Source organism: Nocardia bhagyanarayanae, from assembly GCF_006716565.1.
Taxonomy (GTDB): Bacteria; Actinomycetota; Actinomycetes; order Mycobacteriales; family Mycobacteriaceae; genus Nocardia; species Nocardia bhagyanarayanae.
The window spans coordinates 380408-406838 of sequence record NZ_VFPG01000001.1 but is presented as its reverse complement, the minus strand read 5'-3'; the positions used below and the strand labels follow the sequence as shown (position 1 = coordinate 406838).

The following is a 26431-nucleotide window of genomic DNA, read 5'->3' as shown; positions in this document are numbered from 1 at the left end:
CCTTCACGACCAACGACCACGATCTGGCCCGCGGCGGCGTGCACGTCTCGGCGCGCGTCGCCGGCAGGCCCGGTGAGCAGGTGCTCTCGGTCACGGTCGAGGTGGACGGTGACGGCGCCTTCCCGCGCACCCGGTACTACCTGGACCAGCACGACAACGACTGCGTGCCGGTCGCCGCGCGCTTCGTCAACGCAGCGCAGGGCACGAATGTCACCGACGCCGATCTGCTCGAGCCGTCGCTGGCGGGTGTGCTCTGGAGCGATATCGTGCCCGAACTCAACGGCGCACCGGTGCAGGGCTTCGTCGCCGATGCCGACTCCACCGCCCACGCCCGCCTCGTCCGCGGCCTGCTCGACTCCGGCCCAGGCACCACCGCCTACCTCTTCGAACAGCGCGCGACCGCCGACCGCCACGGCGCCATGGGCCACGCCGCCGCCCTCACCTACATCGGCGAAAATGCCGACGGCACCCACACTTTCGAGCTCAACGGGCAAACCGTCATCCTGAACCGGGTCGACCCGAACGGCCACGAATGGTTCCAGCGCCCGGCCCCCACCGGTACCCGCGAACTCACCACCGGCACCCGCGCCACCACGAGCGAAGTCTCCTTGGCCCACCTCACCGGCGGCAGCACCGACCAAACCACCGCCCTCTGGGCCACGGTGTACAAGGACGGCCAGGCCACTCTGCTGTCCCCGCAGTTCGCCGACCCGAACGCCGCACCGCCCGCCGACGATATCTCCTTCGGCACGAGTTCCTCGAGTTCGCACGAAGGCGATGCCGCGGCCGCCGGACGGACGGACGCGCGGCTGCCATCAGCGCTGCGGAGTGTGCTGGCGCAGATCGATGCCACCGCAACGGATCCCCGAGCTGCCGAACGAGCCAGGGATTTCGTGCGCAGGCAATACCAGGTGAAACGCCAGCAGGTCGAGGAGGCCGCGCGGCAGGCGGGCGAGCCCGTAGCGGGCGAGCGAGCGCAGCGGGGCATCAGCCAGCAGGCCGCGAACAACACCGCCCAGTGGGTCGACCAGATCCGCGCTCGCGCGGAACGAGCGGGCGGCGACTTCTGCGCTCGGCTCATCCGGATCGACCTGGCACTGCGCGGGATCGATTCCGATGTCGATCCGGAGTTGCCCTCCGAGCAGCGCGCGTTCATCGACCGGATCGAAGCCCTGCTCGACCGCGTGACCCAGGCGCAGCAGGCCTTCGATGCGCTGCTGGCAGCCAAGCCCGACCTGCGTGACAACGGTGCCGACCACTGGCAGACAACCATCACGGGGATGCGCAACCAGCTCGCCGAGTGGGCCGGCGACTACTTCGAGGGCAAGACGCCGACCGGCCGACTGGTCACTCGTACGGACGACACGTCGTTCCTGCACGGCTTCGATGTCGTGGTGCGCGGGCTCCTAGGTGAATTGACGATGGCGTCGCGGCTGGACGGCGTGGTCCGGGTCGGAATGCTGATCGACGCGAACCTGCCGATGGGCGGTGCGATCGACGGCGAGGTCGATATCGTCACCGACCGCGGCGCCACCTGGAACGAGGTGAAGACGCGTCAGCGAACGGTCACGCAGGACCGGCGGATGAAGCCCGACACCGAAGCTCAGGTGCGTCGGCAGTTGCAGATCGCGTACCTGAATCGGGCCCTGTGGGTCGACGGGAAGCCACCCAAGGTGGTGTGGCATTTCCTGGACGGCATCGCGCCGACGGAGAAGGCCGGAATCGAAGCCGTTCGCATCGAGGACGAGAACGGCCACGTGCTCGAGGACCATCGCGTCGAGGTCGTCGATCACGCGAACACCCGGATCCGGCCGGATTCGAGCAGCCCCGAGCAGTCCTCGATTCCGCCGCTGCCGGATACCGAACTGCCCGACGCGCTGTATACGATCCTGGACCGGATCGACGGCGCCGCCACCGACCCGGATTTCGCCGACAGTGTGAAAGACGCTGTGGTCGAGCGCTATCAGGAGTATCGACAGGAGCGGGCGGTACGCGCCCACCGAGAGTTCGTGAACAACAAGACGAACCAGCTCCAGGCGAAGAATCCGGAAGCCGAGGTTGAGTCGGAGGCTCGGCGGTTCGCCGACGAGCAGCTCGTCGGCGAGCGGTCGCTGGACCGCATCGGCCGGGACGCCGCGGACCGGACCAAGCAGTGGGTCGAGAAGGAACTCGCCCAGTTCCTCGCCGATTCGCAAGCAGCCCCGCCCGAGCTCGAGCTGCCGAAGGCCCTGCGCAAACTGCTGGACGAAATCGCCCAGCACGGTGATCCAGTGGTCGCCGAGCAGGCGAAAGCCCTTGTCCTGCAGAAATATCGCGAATATCAGGAAACGCCCTCGGCAAGTGTCCGGCGCGATGCCCTTGCCGCGAAGATCGAGGAATTCACCCGGCTCGGCATGCCACTGGCCGACGCCGAGCGGCTGGCCGGTCCGGAAGTCGACGCCTTCCTGCAAACCAAGGCCGGGCGGAAGATGATCGACGGCCCCGCGGCCAACAATGCCGTGCAGTGGGTGGAGAAGACTCGCCGCGGCGTGGACCGCTCGGGTGCGAATCTCGTCGAGCGACTCGCGGAGATCTTCCGGGAGACCGGCGCCGAGACCCCTGCCACTGTCGAGTCGCCCGAAACCGGCTTGCCTGATCCGGCCGACGAACCGGACTCGGACGCTATCGATCTGCCGCGCGCACAGCGAGATCTGGCCGAAGCCCTGGGGGTCGACCCGGAGCTGATGCAGCGGCCCGGCCTGCTTCGCCAAGCCGTCGATGTCGTGCAGGGACAGTTGCGCGCCCTGGATGGCGAGGCGTGGCAGCGGGCGGTGGACGCAGGTCGGTTGCCGGAGTTGCGGCAGTGGATCGGTCGTCGCATGACCTGGGACAACGCCACCCAGCTACTTCAGGTCCAGGAACTTCGGACCGGGTCGGTCGACGCGGCCGCCGCGCAGCGCCTGCGGGACATCAATGCCGCGTTGCAGCAGGAGCTGGCCGAGCTGCTCGCGTTGGACGAGCTGGGCGGCTACTTCGCGCAGAGCGACGTGGACCCGGTAGCCGAGCTACGTCGTGTCGCGGCGGCGATCGGCTCACCCGAACTAGCCGCGTTCGTGGACCTGTGTGCCGAGGTCCTGCCGCCGACTCCGCAGACCGAATCGGACCAGGACACCGCGCTGGCGGCGGCGCGCGAGAATCTGGCCGAGATGGCCGGTCTGCTCTCCCTCGATCCCACCGTGCTGACCGCGGGCACACCACAACTGGCCGAGCTGCGCGCCGAATGCGCACGCCTCGCCGAGGCGCTGGCGCAGGCGCTGGACACCTCGGTCGCCGAGCTGGAAACCGTACTGGAGCAACGAGACCTGTCCGGCGACCCGGATACCGCCCCGGAAATGCTCGAGCTGTACACCGACTGGCTGACCCACACCGGGGTCCTCGAGGCCGCCGACCTCTACAACAGCCTGCTCGGGAACGCTGAGACCACGACCCCGGCACAGGCGGACGCGGCCAACGAGACCCTGACGGGCCAAGCTTCGAATGGGCCTGCACCGCAGCAACAATCGGCGACGCCGAATACCAGCGCTGACGTAACGGACAGTCCGGCTCGGAAGCCGCGGAACCGCCGCGACCCTGGCACGTTCTTCGCCTTCGATCCGGAAGGCCCGCACGAAGTGCAGGCACACAAGGCTCCGGGGCGAGCGGCGCAGCCCGTGGACGGCACAACTCCAGTGCCCGATGCGGTACAGGGCGATTCGGACGATCCACGAGCGATCGTCGATCGAGCCGTGCAGAACGACAAGGCGGCGGTGAAGGCTCTGCTGCCCCGGTTGACCCCCACACAGCGTGCGGTCGTGCAGGCCTGCGTGATCGACGGGCTGTCGAACAAGGAGGCGACAGCGGCGCTGGGCTGGAGCAGCAAGCGACTGCACGCCAATCTGCCCAAGGCATTGCAGAAACTGGCGACCTTGCTGTCCGAACCGGCGTCGGCGCCGACTCCCGCCGAACGCATCCGGTCCCTCCTGGAGACCGCTGATGGCAAGGCCAAGCTGGAACCCCTGATCCGTCAGCTGCCGAACCCGATGCAGCGGCAGGTTGCTCACCTGCGCCAGATCGAGGGGCTGTCCGACCAGCAGATTGCCGCCGAACTCGGCATCGACGCCACCAAGGTGCGCAAACACCTGTACAAGGCAGTCCAGAAACTGGCGGACTTGCTCGACACCGACGTCAGTGGAAATGCGAACCCGGACCTCATGCTGGTCCGCCATACCCAGCGCACCGCGCCGACCGAGCTCCAGCGTGTGCTCGCCGACCTGGGCCGCGAGCGGAAGGTGACCAAGGCCCAAGCTCAGGCGGTCAGGCAGGTCGCCGATAGCGCCGTCGCGGCGGATGTGGACATCGACGCGGATGTCCTGCAATCGGTGGCCGCGAGGCTGCGCGGTGGGGATCTGGACTATCCCGGTCCGCGGGAGTGTGCGTCCTTCGGTGAATACCTGATCGAATTCGGCCGCAGGAACAAGCTCAGCCGGTTGGACAAGGCCCGGATCTTCGGAATGTCCGTTGCGAGTATCCGAGCGCATGAGGAGGGTCGTGCCACCGCGCCGATCGAACTCGCCCTGCTGAAGGTCTACGACCTCGCGCTGCACCACGCCGGTCCGTGGAACGAGTTCGCCGAGGCGTGGGGGCCGGCGTCCGAGCACGGATACCACTACCGGATGGATACGTCCGGCGAAACATGGCCCGCCGCAGCAGATTTCGACTCATTGCACCAATGGATGCAGGCGGTCCGACTGTACAAGCGCTCGACCGTGGAGGAATTCGTCGCTCAGGTCGGTGATGGCACGCGTTCGAACCGGGTGACCGAGGAGGATCACCTGCCGCAGATCCGCCGTATGCGCCGGATCCGTGACGCACTCGAGATTCCGAGCGATGTCTTCCGGGCGGTGATCCACAAGTTCTATGCGCGTACCGGGAGCGATTCGATCGATCCGGCCGAGTACGAAATGTTCTGGGATCTCATCGAGACCGCACCCGGGTCGAATGCGGAAACCGTCTTGAAGCAGCGGATCGCCGAACGGTACCAGTGGATTGCCGAGCTGGCGCCCCGCGGCTGGCCGCAGGCCGGCGAGTTCGAGGATCTGTCGCAGGCGGTCAGCGAGGCAATACTCAAGGCGGTACTGAACTTCGTGCCGTCCGGCGGCAGCTTCACGATGTTTGCCTGGGTAACCGCACGCGCCACCATCCGCGACGCCTACTACGCGCAGAAGTATCCCAATGTGGACAAGGCGACGCGGTGGCGGCTCTATTCGATCGACAGCTACATGGACAGCGTTGTCGACAAGAGCGGCCGGGAGCCGTCCGACGCCGACATCGCTCAGGCGCTGAATCTCGAGGTGTCCGAGGTCATCGATGCTCGGGTCACCTTGGGACGGCGGTCGACCGCCATCGGCGCCATGCGGCCGGCGGACGCTCGCACCGAGCAGCGTGATGTCGCGGATCCGACCGGGTCACCGTTCGCCGACGTGGATTTCCGGCTGACGCTGGAGACCGCGCTTTCGGCGCTGCCCGATCCGGAGCTGGCCCGGGATATCGTGCGCCTGCATTTCCTGGGTGGGCTCGACGCCGACGTGGTGAGTGCCCGGCTCGGTGTCTCCAGCTCGGTCGTCGAGGACACCGCGGTAGCTGTCGGCGCGCTGCTGCGGGAAGCCTTCGCGGACAGCGAGTTCGCGCCGGCCTCGGTCGATAGCGCCCCTTCGGCCGAGACCGATCGCCCGGCTTCCGAGCCGCCGCGCCCTGCCGCGATGGGCGTTCCGCGTGGCGCGGCAGACCCGTCGGTCACCGACGGGGGGCATGATTTCGCTGAGCTGGAAAATGCCGCACCGCAACAGCAATCGGCGACACCGACTACCGGCGCCGACGTAACGGACAGTCCGGCTCGGAAGCCGCGGAACCGACGTGACCCGGGCACGGTGTTCGCCTTCGATCCCGAAAGCGGCCCGGATACGCATGCACACCGCGCGCCGGGCGGCGGCGGAAAGCCGAGGGGCGCGGGCAATGTCGTGCGCGACGTGCTGCGCGCGTTCTTCCCGGATTTCGAACCGGGTCGCGACTTCGACGTCGCCACCCGAACCCAGCGCGCCGCGCACGGCGTGGTGGACTACCTCGCGGGTTTCTGGGAGAGCTCGGATTTCGTCGCCTCATCGCTGTTCCGGCCCATCGACGCCGCGGTGTTGGAGCAGGTCGCGTCGATCGAGCCGCAGCGGTTGCGGCAGCTGCTCGAGCAGGGCGGGCTCACCGCGACCCAGATCGACGGTGTACTGAACCGGCTCGACGAGGTTCGCGCCAACGGACGCATCCATGGCGATCACGCCGGTGACGCCGACTCCGAAACGGACCCGGAGGCCGAAACCGACACCGAACAGGACAGTTTCGAGCCCGTCGACCCGCGAACCCTCGGACCGGCTCGCGAATCCGCCTTCACCGACACCGAACTCAGCACGCACGGACTCATTCGCGTGACGTTCGAGGGCAGCGACACCGTCTGGGTGTACAAGCCGTTCCACGGCGACGCCGACACGGTGGGCGTCCCGCCTTCGGGCCGCGCGCTGCGCGAGGTCAAGACCTACCTGCTCCACCAGCTGCTGAACTTCCAGCTCAAGCCACCCACCTATCTGTGGGAAGGCAGCAAGGGCACGGGCACCCTGCAGGAGTACGTGCCGGACGCGGCGAGCGGACGTGCGGTGCGCGGCTACGACCAGGTGATCCGCGACATGATCGCGATCGTCGACTACATCGCGGGCAACCGCGACCGCCACGTGGGCGACATCATCACAACCCCGTCCGGTCGCGCCGTATCGACCGACGACGAAGCCACCTTCCCGGTGGACGAGGACTCCTTCGCACAGTTCGAGGCTCAGTCGGTCTTCGTGGCCGACGCGCTGGGCCGCGACCTCCACCCCGATGCGATGGCGCTGGTCGCCGCGGTCACCGAGACGGACGTGCGCGCGATCCTCGACGGCCTCGAACCCGAAGCCATTCAGGGCGCGGTGGACAGGTTCACCGAGATCAAGGACAACGGCAAGATCACCGGCGACAACTGGCCGTATCCGGACGGACTGCCGGGCCTGGTGCGGGACGGGCTCGATACCGGACCGAAGCAAGCGTCGGCCACCACGGACCCAGCGAAGGTGGCCGAGGAACGCTGGTTCGACAACTTCCGGCGGCGGCTGCGCGACCAATTGCACGCCGTCGCGCCGCACCTGTCGGAGAACGGTCCGGAGAGTCGGGCGTTGGCTACGGCGAGCCGTTCGGACGTGCAGGCGGCGCTGGAGGGGCTGCGGCGGGACCAGCGCCGGTGGTTGCTGCTGCGAGTACGCGACGCGATGTCCTTCGAGGACGCGTGCGCAGCCATGAACTTGAATTCCGAGCAGGCAAGGGCGAACGCCCGGGTCGTGGAGAAGCGGGCGATCCGGGATCTTGCCCAGTCCATCGCCGCCGCGCTCGCGGAGCGGAACAATCCGGAATCGCGCTTGCTGCGCGCCGCGCAGGAGCCGCGGAATCGGCGGACGTTGGAGCGAGCGATCGCGAAACTGACTCCGGCGCAGCGGCAGTTCGCCACTCTGCGGATTCTCCAATCCCGCGAATGGCCCGCGGTAGTAGCCGAGATGGGCAGGGACCCGGAACAGCTCTCGCGCATCAGGAAGCGGGCCGTGCAGCGGTTGTCGGATGCGCTCACCGGCGTCCCGCGTCCGGGCGCCGACCCGAACTGGGAGGCCGTCGCGGACGCCTACGACGAGCGCAACGACGAGTTAGCTCGGCACCTGGCCCGAATTCCGGCCACTCGTCGTGCGGTGGTCGAATTGGCTCTGCGGGGCAAAACGACGGAAGAGATCGCCGCCGAACTGCACCGCAGCGAGAGGGCGGTGCGCGTAGCACGCTGGCGAGCTGCCGAACAACTGGCGAACCTGCTGGCGGACAAAGCGGTATCGCTGACCGTGGACGAGGCTTTGGCGGCGGTTCGAGAGGCAGACCGCGCCACACTGGAGCCGTTGCTCGCGTATCTCACCGCCAATCGTCGGCTCGTCATCGAGGGTGTATTGCACGGTGACACGCTCGCGGAGATCGCCGCTCGGACCGGCAGCACCGAGAGCGCTGTACGCCAGCAGCGCAATCACGCCGCGCGGCAACTGGCGGACTGGCTCGTCAACGGCGCACCGGAGAGAGTCACCGCAGCCGATTCGGCCGTCGACGTGGCGGAAGCCGACGAACGAGCCGAGAGCGCGACGACCGCGGAGCCGGGCTCCGTCGACAGCAGCCCCGCGATGCGGTTGGTCAGAGACCCGGCCAACCGAGATGCCGTGCTGGCAGCCGCGGCGAAGCTGTCGCCCGCGGCGAAGAAATTCGTCGAGCTGCGGTTCGGACAGGGCCTGAGCATCCCGGAGATCGCCGCGCTGACCGGGCGCAACCAGGGCCCGTTGTGGGCTACGCAGCGCCGGGCCGTTCAGAAGATCGCCGACATGCTGTCCGGCGGCCCCGACCCGATACCGTCCGGAAAACCGGGCAACGCTTTGAAGCTGGTGCACGAGACCCAGCGGACGAACAAGAAAGCAGTGTCCCGGGCGATGCGGGTGCTCAATGCCAACGAAAAGCGCATTGTGCGGCTGCGGATAGTCCAGGGCAAGACGCGTGCTGAAGCGGCTGAGGCCATGCACCCGCTCGCCTCGAGGTCCGTCGACGGAATCTTCCGCGAGGCCGTGCGGAAATTGGCCGGCGAGTTGACCGGACGTCCTGTTCTGACCGTTTCGGAAGCCGCCGCACTGGTTTCGGCCGCTCCACGGGACGCGCTGCGGCGCAACCTGTCCGGGCTCACCGAGCTGGAACAGCGGTTCATGACGATGCGTATTTTCGAGGGTCGCAAACATGTGGTCATCGGCGCTGCGCTCGGGAAGTCCACGGCCGCGATCGATAGTCTGCAACGTCGCGCCTACGCGCGAATGGCGACGCTGCTCATCGGTGATCTCGGCACCGAATGGAGCAATTCCATCCGTGACGCCATCCGGCAGCCGAACGTCGAAGACGGCCAGTCCGCGGCCGCGCGGCAGCAGCCCGCCTCGCGCCTTCCGAAGACCACGGGCCGCAGGGCTGCTCGGCCCCAGACGCAGCGGAATACCTTCGCCGACAACGCATCGGCGGGCGCACGCCCACCGGAGAACCGTTCGCTTCCGGATACGGTGTCGCGCGGGGTCGCCGAGCCCGGCGCGATCACCGGGACGACGGATTTCGTGGCGCAGGCCGCGCCGGGGCAGGACAGCCGCCCGTCTGATACAGCCCCGAAGAACTGCGCTCCCGAAGCCCAGCGTTTCACCCGTCAGCTGACCGGCGACCTGACCATTCGCACCCTGCCGGACGACGCGGAAACCGCGCTCGCCGGCACCGATCCGGACGTTTTCGCCCAGCACATGGGCGGCGATTGGCGCCGGGGCGGTTTCACCTCGCTGGACGAGGCCGCCGCGCTCGTGCGCGACACCGGCGCGGTGGTCAACGTGGTGGTCGAATACGCCGGCAGGCTCGCCGCCGGTGATCCAGTGGGCGCGCACGTGATGGTGCTGCACCGCGGGCCTTCCGGCACGGTGATGGTGCACGAGAAGGTCGACGGCGTAGTCCTGGATCACGAATTCGAATTCGGCCGCGAGCACCCGGACGTCGCGGGTGTATACGGAATCGTCCGCAACGACAACGGTTTCGAAAGACCGCTCGAAGAAGGGCAGCAGCCGTCGCCGCATGCGGGCGTGGATCGTCCGCACAGCAGAATCGGCGCAGGCGATTCCGGGCCGACGCCGCGGGCGGTGCTGGAGGAGGCGGGCGTCTCGGCGCTCATGGCCTTGCGTGCCGACAGAGCTGGCTTCGCCCTGCGACCCGCCGCGATCAGCATGACCGACGAGGGCCTGTCGATCACGCTGGCGCTCACCCCCGCGGGTGGGCGGCCCGGCAGGGTGACGCTGCTGCTCGCGGTGGACGGCGACGCGGTCACGGCACGGTATACGGAGATAGATCTCGGCGAGGGCGATCTGGACCCGAACCCCGGTGCAGACCAGGCGCTGGTCGACGCGCACGAATCGGTGGTACTGCCCTGGCTGGCTGCGAGGGGTGTCGACTTCACAGGGAATACGACGACGGTCGGAGAACAGTCGACGGAGGACGCGGGTTCCCCGGACTCGCGCGCCGAGCTGTCGGAACCGCCCGTTCGAGACTCCGATCTCGACGCGCCGAGCAAGCCCGAGTACGAGAAGGCGCTGCCGAGCGAGCACGACGCGATCGGCGATGCGACGGTCGTGAAACTCACCGTCGACTCCGACGGCCTGTTCCGTGACTCGGACGGCCGGCTGTACAACACGCGCAGCGAGGGCGGCGATCCATTCGTGATCGGCACTGGCCCCGGCGATTTCCGCACTACACCGGACGGCACGCACTCGGATGCGTACGACTCGTACGAGGATCCTGGGCAGGGCGTCGGCGGTTACGGTGTCGCGGAGATCGTCGACGGACGGCTCGTCTCGATCGTGCCGTTCAGCTTGGTGTTCCACGAGTCGAACTACGATCCGAACTTCGTGGCGCAGCTTAGATTCGAGCTGCACCGCATGGGTGTGGATCTGCGGACGGTGCCCTTCTGGAACTACCCGGGCGGCTCCACGGTGCTGGAGAACCAGGGCGTGTTCTGGGCGGACGGCGCCGCGATTCCATCACTGGCCGACGTAACCTATTTGGTCCAGCACGAACCGAGTCGCCTGTTCGGCGGCTACGGCGACTTCTTCTGGGTGGCGGTGCATTCCACGTCACCGGTGCCTGGCGGGTTCGAAATGACCTTGGACCTGCACCCGGTCCGCGGCGAGCCGGGGCGGATCACGGTGACCGTCTCCTCGGACGGCGACACCACGACCGCGCGGTACACCGATGTCCAACTGGGTCAGGAGCCCGAGCGGACCGGTGCGGTCTTGGAGGCGTTCCACCAGCGATTCAGCTCGTGGCTCGATCACTGGGGTGTGCCGTGGGACGGTGACGGCAACGAGGCCGATGGGCCGCGGCCGACCCCGAACCCCGACGTCTCGCCGAATTCGGCTGCCGCGCCGGTGCCGTCCATCGACGGTGGCGAGTTCGATGAAAACGCACCTGTCGCAGTGCATTCCGAGCCGGTGGCCGAGCCCGAACACGCGCCGGAACGGCTGGCCGGACCGGTGCCGACCCGTGACGAATACCAGGTCGCGCAGCCGGACACGATTGACGCGGATCAGCCGAACAAATTGGGCGAAACGGACTACCGGGTCGTCCGATTGGGCGCCGACGGGTTGTTCCGCTGGGGGCCGGACAACGAGCTGTTCACCACGACCAACTCTGACGGCGACTACTTCCTCATGGGCGCCGATGGTGCGTTCCGGACCTCGGCGACCGCCGATCATCAGGCCCTCTACAGCACCTACGGCGATCCCGGTGCCGGCCCGGCGGCGTTCGGTAAATGGAAGATCGTCGAGGGCAACCTCGTCGAGGTCGAGCCATTCAGCGAGACCTTCCGCCAGGCGAGCGAGGATCCGGTCTTCGCCGCGCAGTTCAGCTTCGAATTACTGCGCCACAATGTGGATGTCGCCGCCATACCGTTCCACGGGGACGCGACGATTCCGAGCCTGTGGCTCGCCGGCGCCCCGGCCATCTCGGTCGGCGATCTCCTCGACGGCAACGGCGCGCAGGCATTCCAATTCACCGGTCACGGAACCCATTTCGCGGTGCGGGTCGAAAGCGTGGACATGCGGCAGCTGGAGACCGCCGACGGGCCGGTCGACACGCTGTCGGTGACATTGGCCCTCGACCTCGCGCGCGGCGGCTCGGGCCAGGTCACGCTGGAGTTCACCCGTGACGCGAACGGCACCACGATGCGGTACCGGGACCTCGATCTGGGTTACGCCGGTGTCGACACCAAGGATCCGGCCTTCCAGCCGGGTTCGGACCCGATCCGGCTCGCCGACGCGTTCGTCGAAATGCACGAATCGGTGCTCCTGCCGTGGCTCGCCCGGTCCGGTGCGGTGTTCGAGGGGCACCCCGGGCACTATGCGGAAACGACCGTGGGCGAGGAGGTTACGGATACCGAGCGCCCCGACGACCTCTACGAACACGACCACGCCAAGAGCGAGCGCGTCCGTCCCGCCGGAATCGCGAGGCGCTGGCTACGGGATGAGCTCGCGGCCATCGGCTGGAGCGCCGACGCACCCGTGCACCTCCAGATGGTGTGGGTGGCGACCAGCGAGGCGGTGGCGAACTCGCTGGAGCACAGCACCGGCCCGGTGCGGGTCACGCTGCGCGTACTGCCCGGTGCCGGTCAACTCTTGGTGCACAGCATCGACAATGTCGCGAGCCACCCGCCGAGCGGTCCGATCCGCGAGAACGCCAACCTGATGGAGGAACGGGTGGCGGCGGCGGAGGAGCGCCGCCTGGCGGAGGAGGCCGCCGCGAAGCAGGCCGCCGAGCCGGAGGTGTTGCAGGGCGATGATCTCGATGCGTTCTTGGGTGGTATCGATGAGGACGCCATCGCGAATCTCGATCTCGACGCGCTGGCGGCCGGGGATGCCGATGCCGATGGCGATGCGAAGCCGGAGCTGTTGCAGGGCGACGACCTGGATGCGTTCTTGGACGGCATCGACGAGGACGCGATCGCGAACCTGGACCTGGACGCGCTGGCCGCCGCCGAATCCGACGACAACGAAGCACCGGCTGCGCCCGAGCGGACCGAAGCCGAGAAGCAGGACGCCGCGGCCTATGACGAACGCGGTCGCGGAATCCAGATCCTGCACACTCAGACCGACGCCTGGGACTACGCCCCGCTCGCGAACGGCCGCGGCAAGTCGATCTGGTTCATCCGCTCGATGGCCGACAGCGACCCGGATCCCGGCACCGATCCCGATCCCGGCAACGATCCGGCCGAACCGACCGATCCCACTGCGCCGAAGGGTGATACGCCCGCATCGCCGGATACCGACACCGACGAGGTCGCCCCAGGACCCGGCACCGGCGACCCCACCGATCCGTCGACCTCGACGCTGACCGAAACCTCCGCCATGGTCGAGGGACCGGAGTCGCTGGACGGTCCCGAGAACCAGGCGAAGGCACCAGGATTCGGCTTCGGCGGGATTGCGGGGGCCGTCGGAGGCGCTATCGGGGCCGCTGCGCAGCCCTCCGGACTGTTCGCGGGTGGGTTCCGCGGGTTCGACGCCGTCTTGCCCCCCGCAGACTTCGACGCGATACCCGACTTTGCCGACGCAGCCGAGGCCAACCCGCTGACATGGGATATCAGTGAGGCCGACCGTCTCATCGACCTCGAGGTGGCGTTGCAGCGGCATCACCCCGACTTGATGGTCCTGCCGTTCCTGGATCCCGATCTCGATATCGACATGGACCGGGCGCGGGAGTTCGTGCAGGCGGTGCACGACATGCTCACAGAGCACCCGGAGATCGATCTGCGCGAGGTCGCGATTTCCTGGCGCGACGAGGACGCCGACTCGCCCATCGCGGTGGAACCCGGGCTCGATCAGCAAGTGTTCACGAAGCGGATCACATTGCGCCGGGAGTACGCCAAAGGCCCGAAGCTCCCGCAAGGAGAGGTGTATTGGGCTACGGTTCGCGCCTTCGGTCAAGCGATGGTGTATGCCGGGCGGTGGCGAGCCGAAGCACACGCGATGGACGCCTTGCGGCACTGGCACGCCAACGATTATCGGGGTACCGCACCGTTCGGGAAGTGGCTGTACGACGAGTTCGGTGCCGCACTGTTCGATCAGCGGGACGGTTCCCTCCGGCTCGCTCCGGCACTGGCGGATTCGTTCCAGGCCGTCAAGCGCGAAGCGGCGGACGGCACACCGGCTACCGACGGCAAGCGCACGCTGTTCGAACTGCTACAGCGCGAGGCCGCCGCATGGCACCGCCGCACTCCATACGACGCCTCCGCGCCCGTCGATCCCGCGTTCGCCGAGCAGCGCCGGGAGGCGCTGGCAGAGGCGGCCGCGTTCACGGCCGAAACCAATATCTGCGCACCGAGCGCGGTCATCCCCGATGTCGGCATCTACACACTCCGGGACTATTTGAAGACGGTTCGTGAGGAGCTGCGCGCCAACCCGGCGCTCGACGTCGTCGCGCTCGACATCGCTCCGCTCGGGGACCAGGTGCTGGCCCACACGCACTTCGTGGGCTCCGAGGTTCCCGGGATGCGTTCCACCGCAGTGGTTCTCGTGTTGAACGAGCGCTTCGCCATCAACCCAGATCTGCTCCACCAGCGGGTCCGGCGAAACGCTGCCTACCGTTTCTCGGTCGGTCCGGCCTACTACTCGGCGGTGCGTACGGTGATCACGCACGAGCTCGGGCACGCCATGCATGCCGCGGGCGGCCGGACCGCCTCCGTGGCGGCCCGCGACGCGGACTGGGCGCAAGCGCAGGACGACTTGAAAGCGGCATTCCGCGAGTACTTGAAGGGGAGATGGGGCGTCCAGCATGACGCGGCGGACCCGTTCTTCGCCACGCTCTTCAAGCTGTGGCTGAAAGTCGAGCTCACCGGCTACTGCTTCAAGGCAGACGGCTCCCTGGACGTCTACGAAACCTATGCCGAGGCTTACGCCGCGGTCCGGCTCGATCCCGTAGCGGCGACCACAGCGCAAAACGTCCTCTACCAGAGGCTGCTTCAGCTCGATTGGCAGCCCGGGACCGATCCGGCAGCCGACTCCGATAAGCAAACGACTACGAATATCGTTGCTGCCGAGTCGGGTTCGACCCGATCCCCGGAGGAGGTGGCCAAGTCCTACCCGTCCCCGGACGACGTGCACCGCGCCGAATTCGAGCGGAAGGTCTTCGAGACCGATCTCTCCTCGCCGGAGGCCGTCGCCGATGCGCTGTACGAGCGGGTCGGGCGGGACGCGGTCACCGAGTTCTACGACGCGCGGGTGTCTGGGCTCAAGACGGCGGAGGTGCTGCGTGCGCAGAACTTCGTCGCGTACACCGGCGCTTCCGCGTTCTTCGTCTCGGCGGACGTGGCCAACCTGAGCGGCCTCAACGCGTTCTGCAACAACCAGGCCGAGGTGGCGAACACGCACTATCACGGCATCGCCACCGCGTTCCGTACCGCGCTGGAGGACTCCGGCGGCGTGGTGATCCCGATGCGCACCGGCGGTGACGAGGTCGGCGCGATCGTGCTCGGCATCGACGAGCGGACACTGACCGAGATCGTCGCCGAGGTGAATCGGCGCGTCACTGCCTATGCTCGGCAGGAGGGGCTCAGCGAGATCGAGCACCCGAAGCATCCGGGCGACCCGGCCTACCGCGGTGTCGGCCTGCATGTCGGGTTCACCGAGATCGTGCCCGGCTTGACCCCCAAGGACATCTTCGATGCCGCCGACCTCGGCGTCGACGACAGCAAGAACGGGAGGACCGATGTCGCAGGAGACCCGCGACGAGCGACTGGGACTGACCGGGCTGACACCGGAACAGCGGGCACGACGGATCCAGGAACTGGAACGCGAACTGGCGGACAAGCGAGCAGCGGCCAAAGCGGAGCTGCGAGCGGACCTGGAGCGGCGCCGCGCGGACTCGCCCTCGGCGGACTGAATCGCAACCTCGCCGCGCTCGCCGGCTACCCGTCGCCGGACGAACTGCGCCGCTTCGCATTCGCGGAGGGTTTGCACGCCCTGGGTGAGCTGACCCCCGAGCTCGTGGCGGAGGCGATGTATCGCCCGGTCGCCCGGGACGAGGTCACCGACTTCTACGACGCCCGGCTCTCCGGCGTGAAGACCGCCGAGGTGATGCGCGCGCAGCGGTTCGTCGCCGAAACCGGGGTGCCCGCGTTCTACCTGTCCGCCGATATCGCCAATCTCAGCGGACTGAACGCGGCGATGAACAACCGCGCCGCGGCCGCCAACGTGCACTTCCGCGGCATCGCGGAGGCGTTCCGTTATGCCCTAGACGCGGCGGGCGGCGCCGTCGTGCCGATGCGCACCGGCGGTGACGAATTGTCCGCCGTCGTCATCGGCATCGATCAGGAAACACTGACCGGCATCCTCGCCGAAATCGAAGCCCGGGTCGCCGCCTACACCGCCGAGCACGGGCTGGACCTGATCGAGCATCCGAAGCGCCCGGGCGACGCGGCATACCGCGGCCTGGGCCTGCACGTCGGCGTCACCGAGATCCTGCCCGGCCTCACCCCGAAGGACATCTTCGACGCCGCCGACCTCGGCGTCGACGCCAGCAAGAACCGCGCCTACGAGACCGGCCCGGCGCCCGTCTCGGGTGTGCTCGTCGACGGAGAATCCGTGGGCTCGCTCATCGGTCGGTTGCTGCCGGAACTGTCCACCTGCGAGATCATCGGCGACGATCCGACCGCGACTTTGCTGCCGGAGGAAGCCGCCATCCTCCTGGACGAGAAATCGTCGCCGTTCTTGGTGCGGGAAAAAGCCAACACGCGAACCGCGGCCCGGCGCGCGATGGCGGGCCGCGGTCACCACGGCGTGCCGGTGGGGCGCGGACCGCTGGGCGAGCCGGTGTTCCCGGACGACCTGGTGGGTAGCCTCACCAACAAGACGATCGACCCGGCCACCCAGCACACCTACTACGCCGCGGTCGTGGGCGATTCGGCGCGGTTCCGGTCGGTGGGCATCGACGCCGAGAACAATCGATCGATCCGCCAGACCATTTCCAGCGTGGGCCGTGTCGAGGAATTGCTCTGGGTGCAGGAACAATTGGACTGCCTGCCGGACTCCGGCGTGGCCTGGGACAAGGTGCTGTTCTCCGCCAAGGAGAGCATCTTCAAGGCCTGGTACACCCTGACCGGGGACCAGAGCCTGCGCCTGAGACACGTTTTCCAGAACTCGCGCGTCACCTTCGATATCGAGGCAGGCACCTTCCACGTGCAGCTGATGGTCGAGGCCACCGGCAAGGACGGACTGCCGCTGACCGAGATGCACGGTCGATTCGCGGTGCGCGGCAACACGATTCTCACCGCGGTACTGGTCCCCGCCGAAGTCCCTGCCGTCGGTCCCGAATCCGCGCCGGCTGTGGACCCGACCGAGGCCCGCGCCGCCTACGCCGAAGCCGCCTACGCGCTCAAATGGCTGATCATGGCGCGCGGCTTCAACGAACACGGCATCGTCGAGCTCTCGCCGCCGTCGGGCGTCAACCAGCTCGTTTCCGCCAGGCTGACCGACTGGGCGCAGACCAATCCGCAAGCCTTCGCGGCGGACGCGGACCTGCGGACGTTGTGGCAGGCCTTCCGGCTGATGCTGCCGCAGGGCGAGCACGCGGAGATCCTGCTGCCGGTCCGGGTGCCCAACGAGGGCGACCACGCGGGCACGCTGGAACTGACCCTGCACGAGCACACCCTGTGGCAAGCCTGCGGTTCACCGTTCGACGCGGCGGCCGACGCCGGACGAATCGCCGGCCTGGTCGCACCGGAACGCCTGCGTGCCCTCGCCGAACTAATGCCGAACCCAGAGTCGGCGCGGATCCTGCACGCCGTGGCCGAGATCCTGTCGAACCTGCCCGTACCGGCGCACGCGCCCACCGGCCTCGACGCGCTGTCCGACCAGACTGTCCACTACGACGACAACCTGGCGAAGGGCACCGGCACAGTGCCGCCGATCCGCCTGGACCTGGCGCGCACCGCCGGCGCCGTCGACTGGGATGCTGCGGCCGCCGCTGGGGCCGGCGCGGTGGCCGGTGCGGGCATGGCCGCGAACATCCCGGCACAGGAGGGCACCGCCAAGGTCGATTGGGATGCCGCAGCCGCCGCTGGGGCCGGCGCGGTGGCCGGTGCGGGCATGGCCGCGAATCTCCCGGCTGAGGTCGATGGGGACGCCGCCGGTGCCCCGGGTTCCGGGATCGCCGGTGCCGTCGACTGGAAGGCCGCGGGCGCCGCCGGGGTCGGCGGCGTCGTCGGTGCCACCGCGGCGTCGGCGTTCACGGGTGAGGGAATCGCGCAGGTCGCCAAGGGACTTCGCGGCTGGGATGGCGCCGCACACGATCCGCGGGTGACCGCCCGGCCGATCGATGGCGCGGCGGTATCGGCCGACGGGCCGCAGGCCGACGGCGGGCACGAGTTCGGTGAGCCGGATGCCGTTGCCTCGCAGCCGGTTCCGTCGAATCCGGCGGCGGACGCGCTGCCGATCGCCGATTGTGTCGATCGGTCGCTGGGCCGAGTCGTCGCGGATCAGGGTGATGTGGCCGGCCTGCCGGATGAGCGGACGCGGAGTCCGTTCGGGCGGCGGTGGCGGGAGGTGCGCGGGCTGCTGCGGGGTGCCGGGCCGGAAGGGTTCGATACCGCCGGGGCGCACGAAGCGCACGCGAATCTGATCGAGGGCCTGATCCACCGGGCGGGGCCGGGGGCGATGGCCTGGGTGCTCGACCAGCGCCACACCGCCGACGAGCAGACCGGAATCGGTGCGCACGCGTACACGGTGAAGTACCTGGGCGACAACGTTTTCGAGGTCGACGGACAGCGCGTCACCTACGAGGGCAGCCCGGACGCCGATGGCCTTGCCTGGTTCCGGACCGCCGCGGGCGACCGCGTCGCACTGGCCGAGCTGACCGGTAGCTCCCGCGCGGAGACCGCTCGCACGCGGGCGGTCGTGTGGCGCGACGGCCAGGTCGTCCAGAATGTCGGCGACCGCACCGCCCCGCTGCCCGACGGCGAACTGCGTATCGGCAAGAGCCCGTCGGATCAGGGGCCTGCGCAACCGGATCCGAACGACCCATTCGCGGACGAGCCGCGGACCACACGGGTGCAGCTCCGGACGCAACCACCGGACCCGCTGCTCGGACCGCCGGTCGCCGGTGAGCCGGAGGGCGCCACCCACCCGGTGTGGGAGTTGTTGTTCCGCACCGCCATCGGCCAGGAAGCCATGGCGGTCCTGCACAACGCCGAGGCCCACGTGGAGTTCGGCGACCGGGATCATTTCCACGGCCGAGTCCGCGCGATCACGATCGACACCACCGGACGCGGTTTGATCGCAGTGGCCGAGCAGGTCCTCGCGCACGCGGCGCGGATGCAAGCTGTCGCCGCCGATGCGGTGGAAACCGAGCCGATGCTGATCCGCGATATGGATCGGGACGCGTTCGTGCAGCCGTGGCTGCGCACGGAAGCCACGGCGATCGCCTGGCAGGCCGAATTCGATTCGCAGATCCAGGAAGCCGGTTTCGCCCGGACCGATCTGTTCGGCGCCGACCCGGCCGATCTGGCGCTCCGGCAGGGCTTGTTCGCCCGTTACCGCGCCGCCTACGCGGAGGCGCCGGTGGCCCCGGGCACCGACGACGCGCTGGCGAACCGGATTCGGCGGATGGCTGGAGTCGACGCGCTGCTGGAGAGCGCGGAGTTCACGGCAACGGATCTGCGCGAAACCCTCGAGGGGCAGTGGCAGAGCAGGCAGGACATGGGCCGCGGCCTGGACCTGACGGTGGAGCAGGTGCGGGCCCGGCAGCGTCTGATGCGCGAAGGCGCGGCCGTGCAGCGCGAGATCGACGCTCTCGAGACCGCATGGGATCGGGTCCAGAGCCAGATGAGCGCGATGACGCCCGCCCGCGTCGACGCGATGGCCGACACCACCGACCTGGCGGCGCGGCTGCGCTTCGTGATCGACACCATGTACGACCACTTCCGTGGCGCCGCGATCCCCATGTGGGCCTTGCAGTCTCGGCAGCAGGTGGGTGCGCTGGTCGAACTCACCGAGCTGTGGCAGCGGGCGCGGGCGCGCTACGCGGCGATTCAGAACGGGATAGCCGCCATCAACGGACGCCCGGGCGACCGGGTCGAGGTTCCGCCGGACGACCTGGAGATCGCCCATCGGTCGATGCTGCCGTCGCTGGACAAGACGGCGAACAGCGAAATGAGCGTCGTCCGGGCCGAATTGCAGGCCACGGCGACCGGCCGGTGGGCCATGCGGACGCTGGAGCGCCTCAACGTCCGGATCCGGTTCGGTTTCGAGTCGACCGGGTCGACCGGGTCCATGGATCGCGAGAACTTGACGCGCGAAGCGGGCTATGACACCACCACCAACACCCTCGTGCTGCCCTTCGGCCGCGGTCCGATATCCAACGCCGACCAGTTGGTCGTCGCCGCCTACCTGGCGGATGCGGCGCGTTCGTCCGGCGGTGACCCGCTGGTTCTGCTGACCGAGAGCCGCGGCCACTATGTGGCGGCGATGCAGGATCTGCGGGCCGAGGCCGAAGCCCGCCGTTTCCAGCACCGGCGCGAGATGAGCGGGTACAGCCGCTACACCAGTAGTCCGCTGGCGCGGGCCTTCCACGCCGCTTACGACCGCGCCGAGAATGTGCTGCGGAACGTCTACACGGTGGAGTCGGACTACCCGAATCTCCGCGACGACAACCAGGTGCCGAAAGCGGCGATGCACGCGATGGCCTACCGGTTCGCGGCCCGCACGATCCGCGAGCAGCTGGCCGCCAACGGCCCGTTGATCGACGGCGTCGATCTGGCGGAATTCTTCGGCTCGGAATGGGATCGCGCGCACGGTATTCCGTCCGTCGCGGCGGTCCCAGGGGCGGTCGCGGAGCACGCGGCCGCCGCGGAGCTCACCGACGCCCAGCTGGACAAGCAGGCCGCCCGCTTCGTCGAGGCCGTCGAAGAGCTGATGCGGCAGCGTGCCCAGGGTGTGTTCGTACCGCGCGGTCCGGCCGAGCAGACGTATCTGGCCGCCGAGGACACCACCGCGGCGCGTCTCGCGGCGATGAAGGCGTACCTGAGCGACACCGGCCTTGCGGATGCGCAGATCGCGCTCGACCTGGCTCGCTTCGCCAGCGAGGACCTGAACCGACGCCTGCCGTGGGATACCGAGGAGACTCCGGGCACCCTCACGCTCGACGCACTGGATGCCGCGATCGAAGCGGCCATCGCCGTCGAGCTCGAGTCGGCCGCGCCCGGGATCGATGCCGCGGTCTTCGGCCGGGAAATGGCTCGCGTGCTGGCCGAAAACCCCGGCGCGCGACGGGTAGTGGACGCGGGCCCGCTCGCGGACCGGCTTGCGCTGCTCCCGCCGCATCCGGGCGGTGACAAGGCACGCCTGCTGGTCCTCGCCGAACCAGGCGAGCACGTCGACCTGCTGCGCGACCTGGAGCTGGAGCAGCCGGACTGGGATGGCGTGCTGTGGCGGGGCTCGCACGAGCTCGCATACCTGTCGGTCACCCTCGGACCCGACGGCGAGGTCGTGGTGGCGGAGATGCTCCCGGACGAGGCCGAAGGCATGTTCCGCGCGCCGGGGTACGACGAGGTCGCGCCGCAGATGCTGAACCGCTATCTGCGTTACCGGCTGCGGGCCGAGCTGGATCCGTCGTTCACCTTCGATCTCTCGATTCAGCAGTGGCTGGAGTTGCTCGGTCCAGAGGCCTTCATCGCCGCCCGTGACGACGGCACCGGCACGCTGGCACACGGCTTCGAACACGTGGGCTTCCGCATGGTGCAAGCGGATCCGTCGATCACCGAGCCACATCCCGCCGTGGTCACCCACCAGATGGTCACCCGCCAGATTCCGCTGCCGATCCGCGATCACAGCGAATCCGCCCGTCCCGCGGGCAAGGTCGTCGAGAAGGACTTGCCGATCCCGGCCGCGCACTTCGTCGTCCGGCTGCAGGCCGATGGCGCGGGCGGCTGGCGGGTCGCACCGCCGACCCATTCCGGTCATCCGGCGGATGTGCTGTCCGTGTGGTTCCAGGGCTTGGCCGGGACCAGCCCACTGCAACTCACCGAGTACCTTGCCCAGTTGCTCCAGGACGGGTCGGCACGGATCGCGCCGCTGGTCTCGCCGTCGCTGATCGCCGCGCGCACTCCTGCGCCTGCGCAGGCCGGGGACACCGCGGTGGCGCCCGAGACGGCAACAGCGCCGCAAGCCGAGACCGAAAGCCGCGCAGCGGAATCCGAGGACGAGGCCCCGAAGAAGGGTCTGCTGAGGCGTTTCACCGATCGTGTACTCGGGCGGGAGTCGAGCGGCCCGGGCACCCCACCGCCGTCGGCGCAGCCAATGGACAGCGGGCCCCGCACGGGCTCGGACAGCACCGACGGCGGCTCGGCCTTCACCGACCCGCAGCCGGTCGCGCGACCCCCGAGGCCGGAACCCATGGCCGAGGATTGCGTCCGCCAGACCATGCGCACCGCTGACGAGGCCGGGCTCGATGTCACCGTCCCCGCCGAGTCGAAGCTGTCCGGCCGGACCGCGCTCGAGGTCGAGGAGGACTACGCGCACGGCCGGATGCGGCAGATCGATTCCAGGGACGCGGCCGCCGCCCGGTTGACCGACCCCGACGATCCGGCGACCGCGATGCTGCTGGTCGAGGAGTACTCGATCGGCGACATGGAGGTCGCGCACCTGTCCATGATGCGGCTGGACCACGGCAAGGTCATGGTCAGCGATCCCAACATCGACAACGGCGCGTGGCACGAGTACGTGCCGGGCACCGTCACCCCCGGCTCTCGCAAGCTCTCCGCGATCACATACGGCGCCAATGGAAAAGCGCTGCTGCCGAGCACCGAGCACGCCGCCGACCGGGCGGCCCATCCGGACCAGTTGATCACCCACACCGACCTCACCGCCCGGGAAACCGAAGTGCTGGAGCTGGTGGCCGAGGGCCTGACCAACAAGCAGATCGCGCAGCGGCTGACGATGGCCGACGCCACCGTGCACACCCACCTGACCGGCATCGCCAACAAGCTCGGCACCGGCGATCGGGCCGCGCTTGCGGCGATCGGCGTGCGCCGGGGCCTGGTGCCGTTCTCCGAGCCGGATGTCGCCGCGAAGATCGAAGGCGGGCTGGGGCCGAACGCGCTGGATGCCGTCCAGCTCGAGGTGTTGGCGCTGGTCGCGGACGGCTGGTCGAACAAAGAGGTCGGTCTGGCCCTGGACACCACCGAGTCCGTGGTGAAGAACCACCTGGTCCGGATCGGCCGCATCCTGGGCATCAGCAGCCGGGCGGGCATGGTGGCGACGGCGCTGCGGGCGGGGATCCTGCCGATGGATGCCGAGGTCGCCCTCCGGCCGTCGTCCGGTGAAGGGCACGGCGGGTTGAGCCCCCGGGAGACCGAGGTGCGCACCCGGCGTCTGGACGGCGCGTCGAACGCCGAAATCGGCGAAGCGCTGGGAATTTCCGAGCACACCGTGGCCACCTATGTGGCCCGGATCGCGCACAAGCTCGGTATCGACCCGGCCGCCGAGCAGGTGGCGGGCGCCGAGACGATCACCGCGATTCCCACACCGGCCACGCCCGCGGTGCCACACCCACCGACCATGATCGACACCAGTGTCGCCCCCGCCGAGCAGCTCGATCAGGCGCAGACCATGCCCGGTGTCGAGCTGCCGGGAACCGTCGAGCCCGAAACCGCCACGCAGCAGGTGTCCGGCCCGTCCACGGAGTCGAGCGAATCGAGTCTCGGCGGCTCCGATCCGCTGTCGCCGACCCAGATCCTGCCCAGCGCGCCGAGTACCGAGGGTCCGGAGTACCTCGGTGCGGATCCGTCGTTGCCGGAAGCAGTCGTGCCGGGGCGGGAGGTCGAGGGTCCGGAGTACCTCGGTGAGGATCCGTCGTTGCCGGAAGCGGTCGTGCCGGGGCGGGAGGTCGAGGGTCCGGAGTACCTCGGTGCGGATCCGTCGTTGCCAGAGGCGGTCGTGCCGGGCCGGGAGGTCGAGGGACCGGAGTACCTCGATTCCGAGCCCGATGACGACGGGCCGGAATACCTCGAGCCGTCGCAACCCGAGACCGTCGTCCTGCCGGACGGCTTCGGCGAAATCATCGAGGGCCTGGGCAACTTCGACGGCAACGGCCGCACCGCCGACGACGGCGTGCTGACCACCAAGGTGGCCCGGCAGGCGGTGCAGAACATGCTCCGCGCGATCATGCCCCCCGAGACCGACTGGCACCGCGACGGCCACTTCATGCTTCCCGACGGCCGTACCGTCCACGTACAGGTCGACAGCACCATCGGCGATGAGGCCGGAAGCTTCCAGCTGCGTCCCGGCGGCGCGGCGTTCGACATCATCCTGTCCGACGGGCTGCGCACCCGGGACGTGCCTCGGGCGGTCGCGCACATGCTCACCAGGATCCGGCAGCTGACCGACCCCGGATTCCAGCACCCCGGTCCGCGCTTCGCGGAACTGAAAGTGCTCGCCACTCAGCTGGATCAGTCGATCTTCGACCCCGCCCGCAGCAAGCTGACCGCCGAGATCCGGGCCGATTTCGACGACCTGATCGCCCACCTGGGCATGGACGTGCACCCGGTCGGTCCGGCGGCGGAAGCGCTGGCCGCCCACGATCCGGAGCTCTCCCGCCGGATCGGGCTGGAATACGGTGGCGCCGTCGCCTCCCGGCCCGTCTTCGGCAAGACACTGACCGACCCCGCGTTCCACGAGGCCGCGCTCACCCACCTCGGCAGGCTGGCGCGCTTCCTGACCGGCGAGCACGCCGCCGAAGTGCTGATGGCGGAAGGTCTTTCGCTCAATGCCCGGATGCGCGAGGAACAGTGCCGCCGCCTGTTCGAGCCGATCTTCGCCAACCGCGACGTCAGCGCCATCCGCAAACAGCTCGAAGCGGCCGAACTGTTCAGCGCCGACGACCTGGTCGCCGCCCTGGCCCCGATCAAACGCGCTTTCAACGATCCGATGCCCCCGGAGTGGCGGCGGTCCGCGCTGGAGGCCGCGATCACCGAGGTGCAGAACACCCCGGGCCACATGCAGCAGATCAACCGGTTCATCGATTTCGAACGGATGCGGCAGGCAGCCCGCGCCTACACCCAGATGCCGGATCGGGTCGGCGGCCTGCTCGATCGGTCCACCGGCCAGGTGTACTTCCCGACCACCGCCACCCATCCGGGCGGGCAGACCATGTCCATGCTCGACTTCTTCCACGCCATGGACCGGGCCAACCGCGGCGCCGAAGCGGTCGGTCTGGACATCGAGTACGTCGTGGTGATCCATGACGAGGCCAACGGCCGATCCTCGGTCGACGTGCTCTCACGTCCACGCGCGCAGTATCGAGTGCCCGCCCAGCAGAGCCATCCGGTGCGGTTCGTGCCGCGCCCGTCGGTGCCCGCGGCGGTCGCGGGCGGCCACACCGTGGACGTGGGTGTCGGGCGCGGTGGGTTCGCGGTCGAACTGACGCCCCCGCAGGACACCTCCGGTCGCGGCCTCGTCCTGCAAACCGAACTGCCCATGGATTACGCCGACGCCGGCCAGCGCCGCCGCAACCTCGGCATCCTCGACGCCGGTCCGCTGACCCGCCCTGGTTCGCTCATGGTGTGGGCCGACTTCCTGCTGCACGGCGCGGTGCTCAATGTCGGCGGCAACGGCGGCGTGGCGCGCTACTACATCAACAATGTCAGCGCCCACTACGGCGACACCGACTACGACACCCTGGCCCGGCAATTGCCACACACCCTGGTGCCCGGCGCGCACATCGAAATCCAGTGGGACATGAAGTCGGAACTGGTGGAGGGTGGCGAACCCGGCGACCGCGGGCATATCCAGGGCGACAAGCTCATGCTCGCGATCAGCCGCGTGCTGCCGCCCTCGCTCGCGGCCGCCTTCGAGGTGATCGAGCACACCGAGTTCGAGGGCGACGGCAGCGACGAATACCTGTTCACCATCGACACCGGCGCCAGCAATGTGCTCAACCCGGACGCCATGGCCAAGTACTCGCCGCCGCAGCCGACCGACCGTATGGTGATCGTGTACAAGCCCGCCGGTTACCGTCCGGCAACGGCAGATCTCGAAGGTGGTGCACGGTAATGGCGGAGATCGAGGGCGTGCGCGAGTGGCTGGACCGCTCCGCAGAGTTCCTCCGCGGCCAGATGCGCTGGTTCGGTGCCCAGCTCGTGCCCGGGTCGACACCGTACGTGGTCATTCCGAAGCATCCCAGCCAGGTGGACTGGGCCGATCCGCCCCGCCATCGGTTCGAGGCCCTCGCCAACATGTCCGGCCCACCGGATCCGTCCCGCGCCGACCGCGCCGCCCAGGTGCTGCACACCGCGGGCTGGGCCGTCCAGGTCCAGCGGGATCCGCAGGCCCCGGCCGTCGTCATCGTGCGAGGCGATCGCGAGGGCTACCGTTTACAAGCCCGCATCGAGGACGGCTACGGCGGCATCGTCCTGCTCGGTGAAACCCCCAACATCCAGCTCTACCAGCCGGATCCCCCGCCTGCCCGCCCCGCCCCGGCCGTCACCCCGGACACCGTCAGCGACGGCGCCGTCCTCTGCTACGAATGCGACGGCCAAGGCCTGTGCCGCACCTGCCACGGCACCGGCTGGACCAAGGCGCCCACCGCCACCGGCCGCCATCGCTGCCGCAACTGCCAGGGGGCACGGGTGTGCCCGACCTGCGGGGGAGCGGGCGAACTCCGCATCACGGAGCTGTCCGAGGACGACCGCATCCACTACCCGCACATTCCCTGA

2 protein-coding genes (1 of these 2 only partly in view) are annotated in these 26431 nt (G+C 68.8%); both read left to right on the top strand.

All coding sequences use genetic code 11. The annotated features are described in order from the left end of the window. On the top strand, positions 1 to 25769 hold the 3' portion of the coding sequence (locus FB390_RS01620; RefSeq protein WP_141807358.1) for a LuxR C-terminal-related transcriptional regulator. It extends 22651 nt beyond the left edge of the window; 25769 of the gene's 48420 nt are visible here — the last part of the coding sequence; its start codon lies off the left edge, out of view; its stop codon occupies positions 25767 to 25769. Further along, the gene (locus FB390_RS01615) at positions 25769 to 26431 is read left to right on the top strand and encodes a hypothetical protein (protein ID WP_141807357.1); all 663 of its coding nucleotides are present in this window, start codon (positions 25769 to 25771) and stop codon (positions 26429 to 26431) included. The genes FB390_RS01620 and FB390_RS01615 overlap by 1 nt, the downstream gene beginning before the upstream one ends.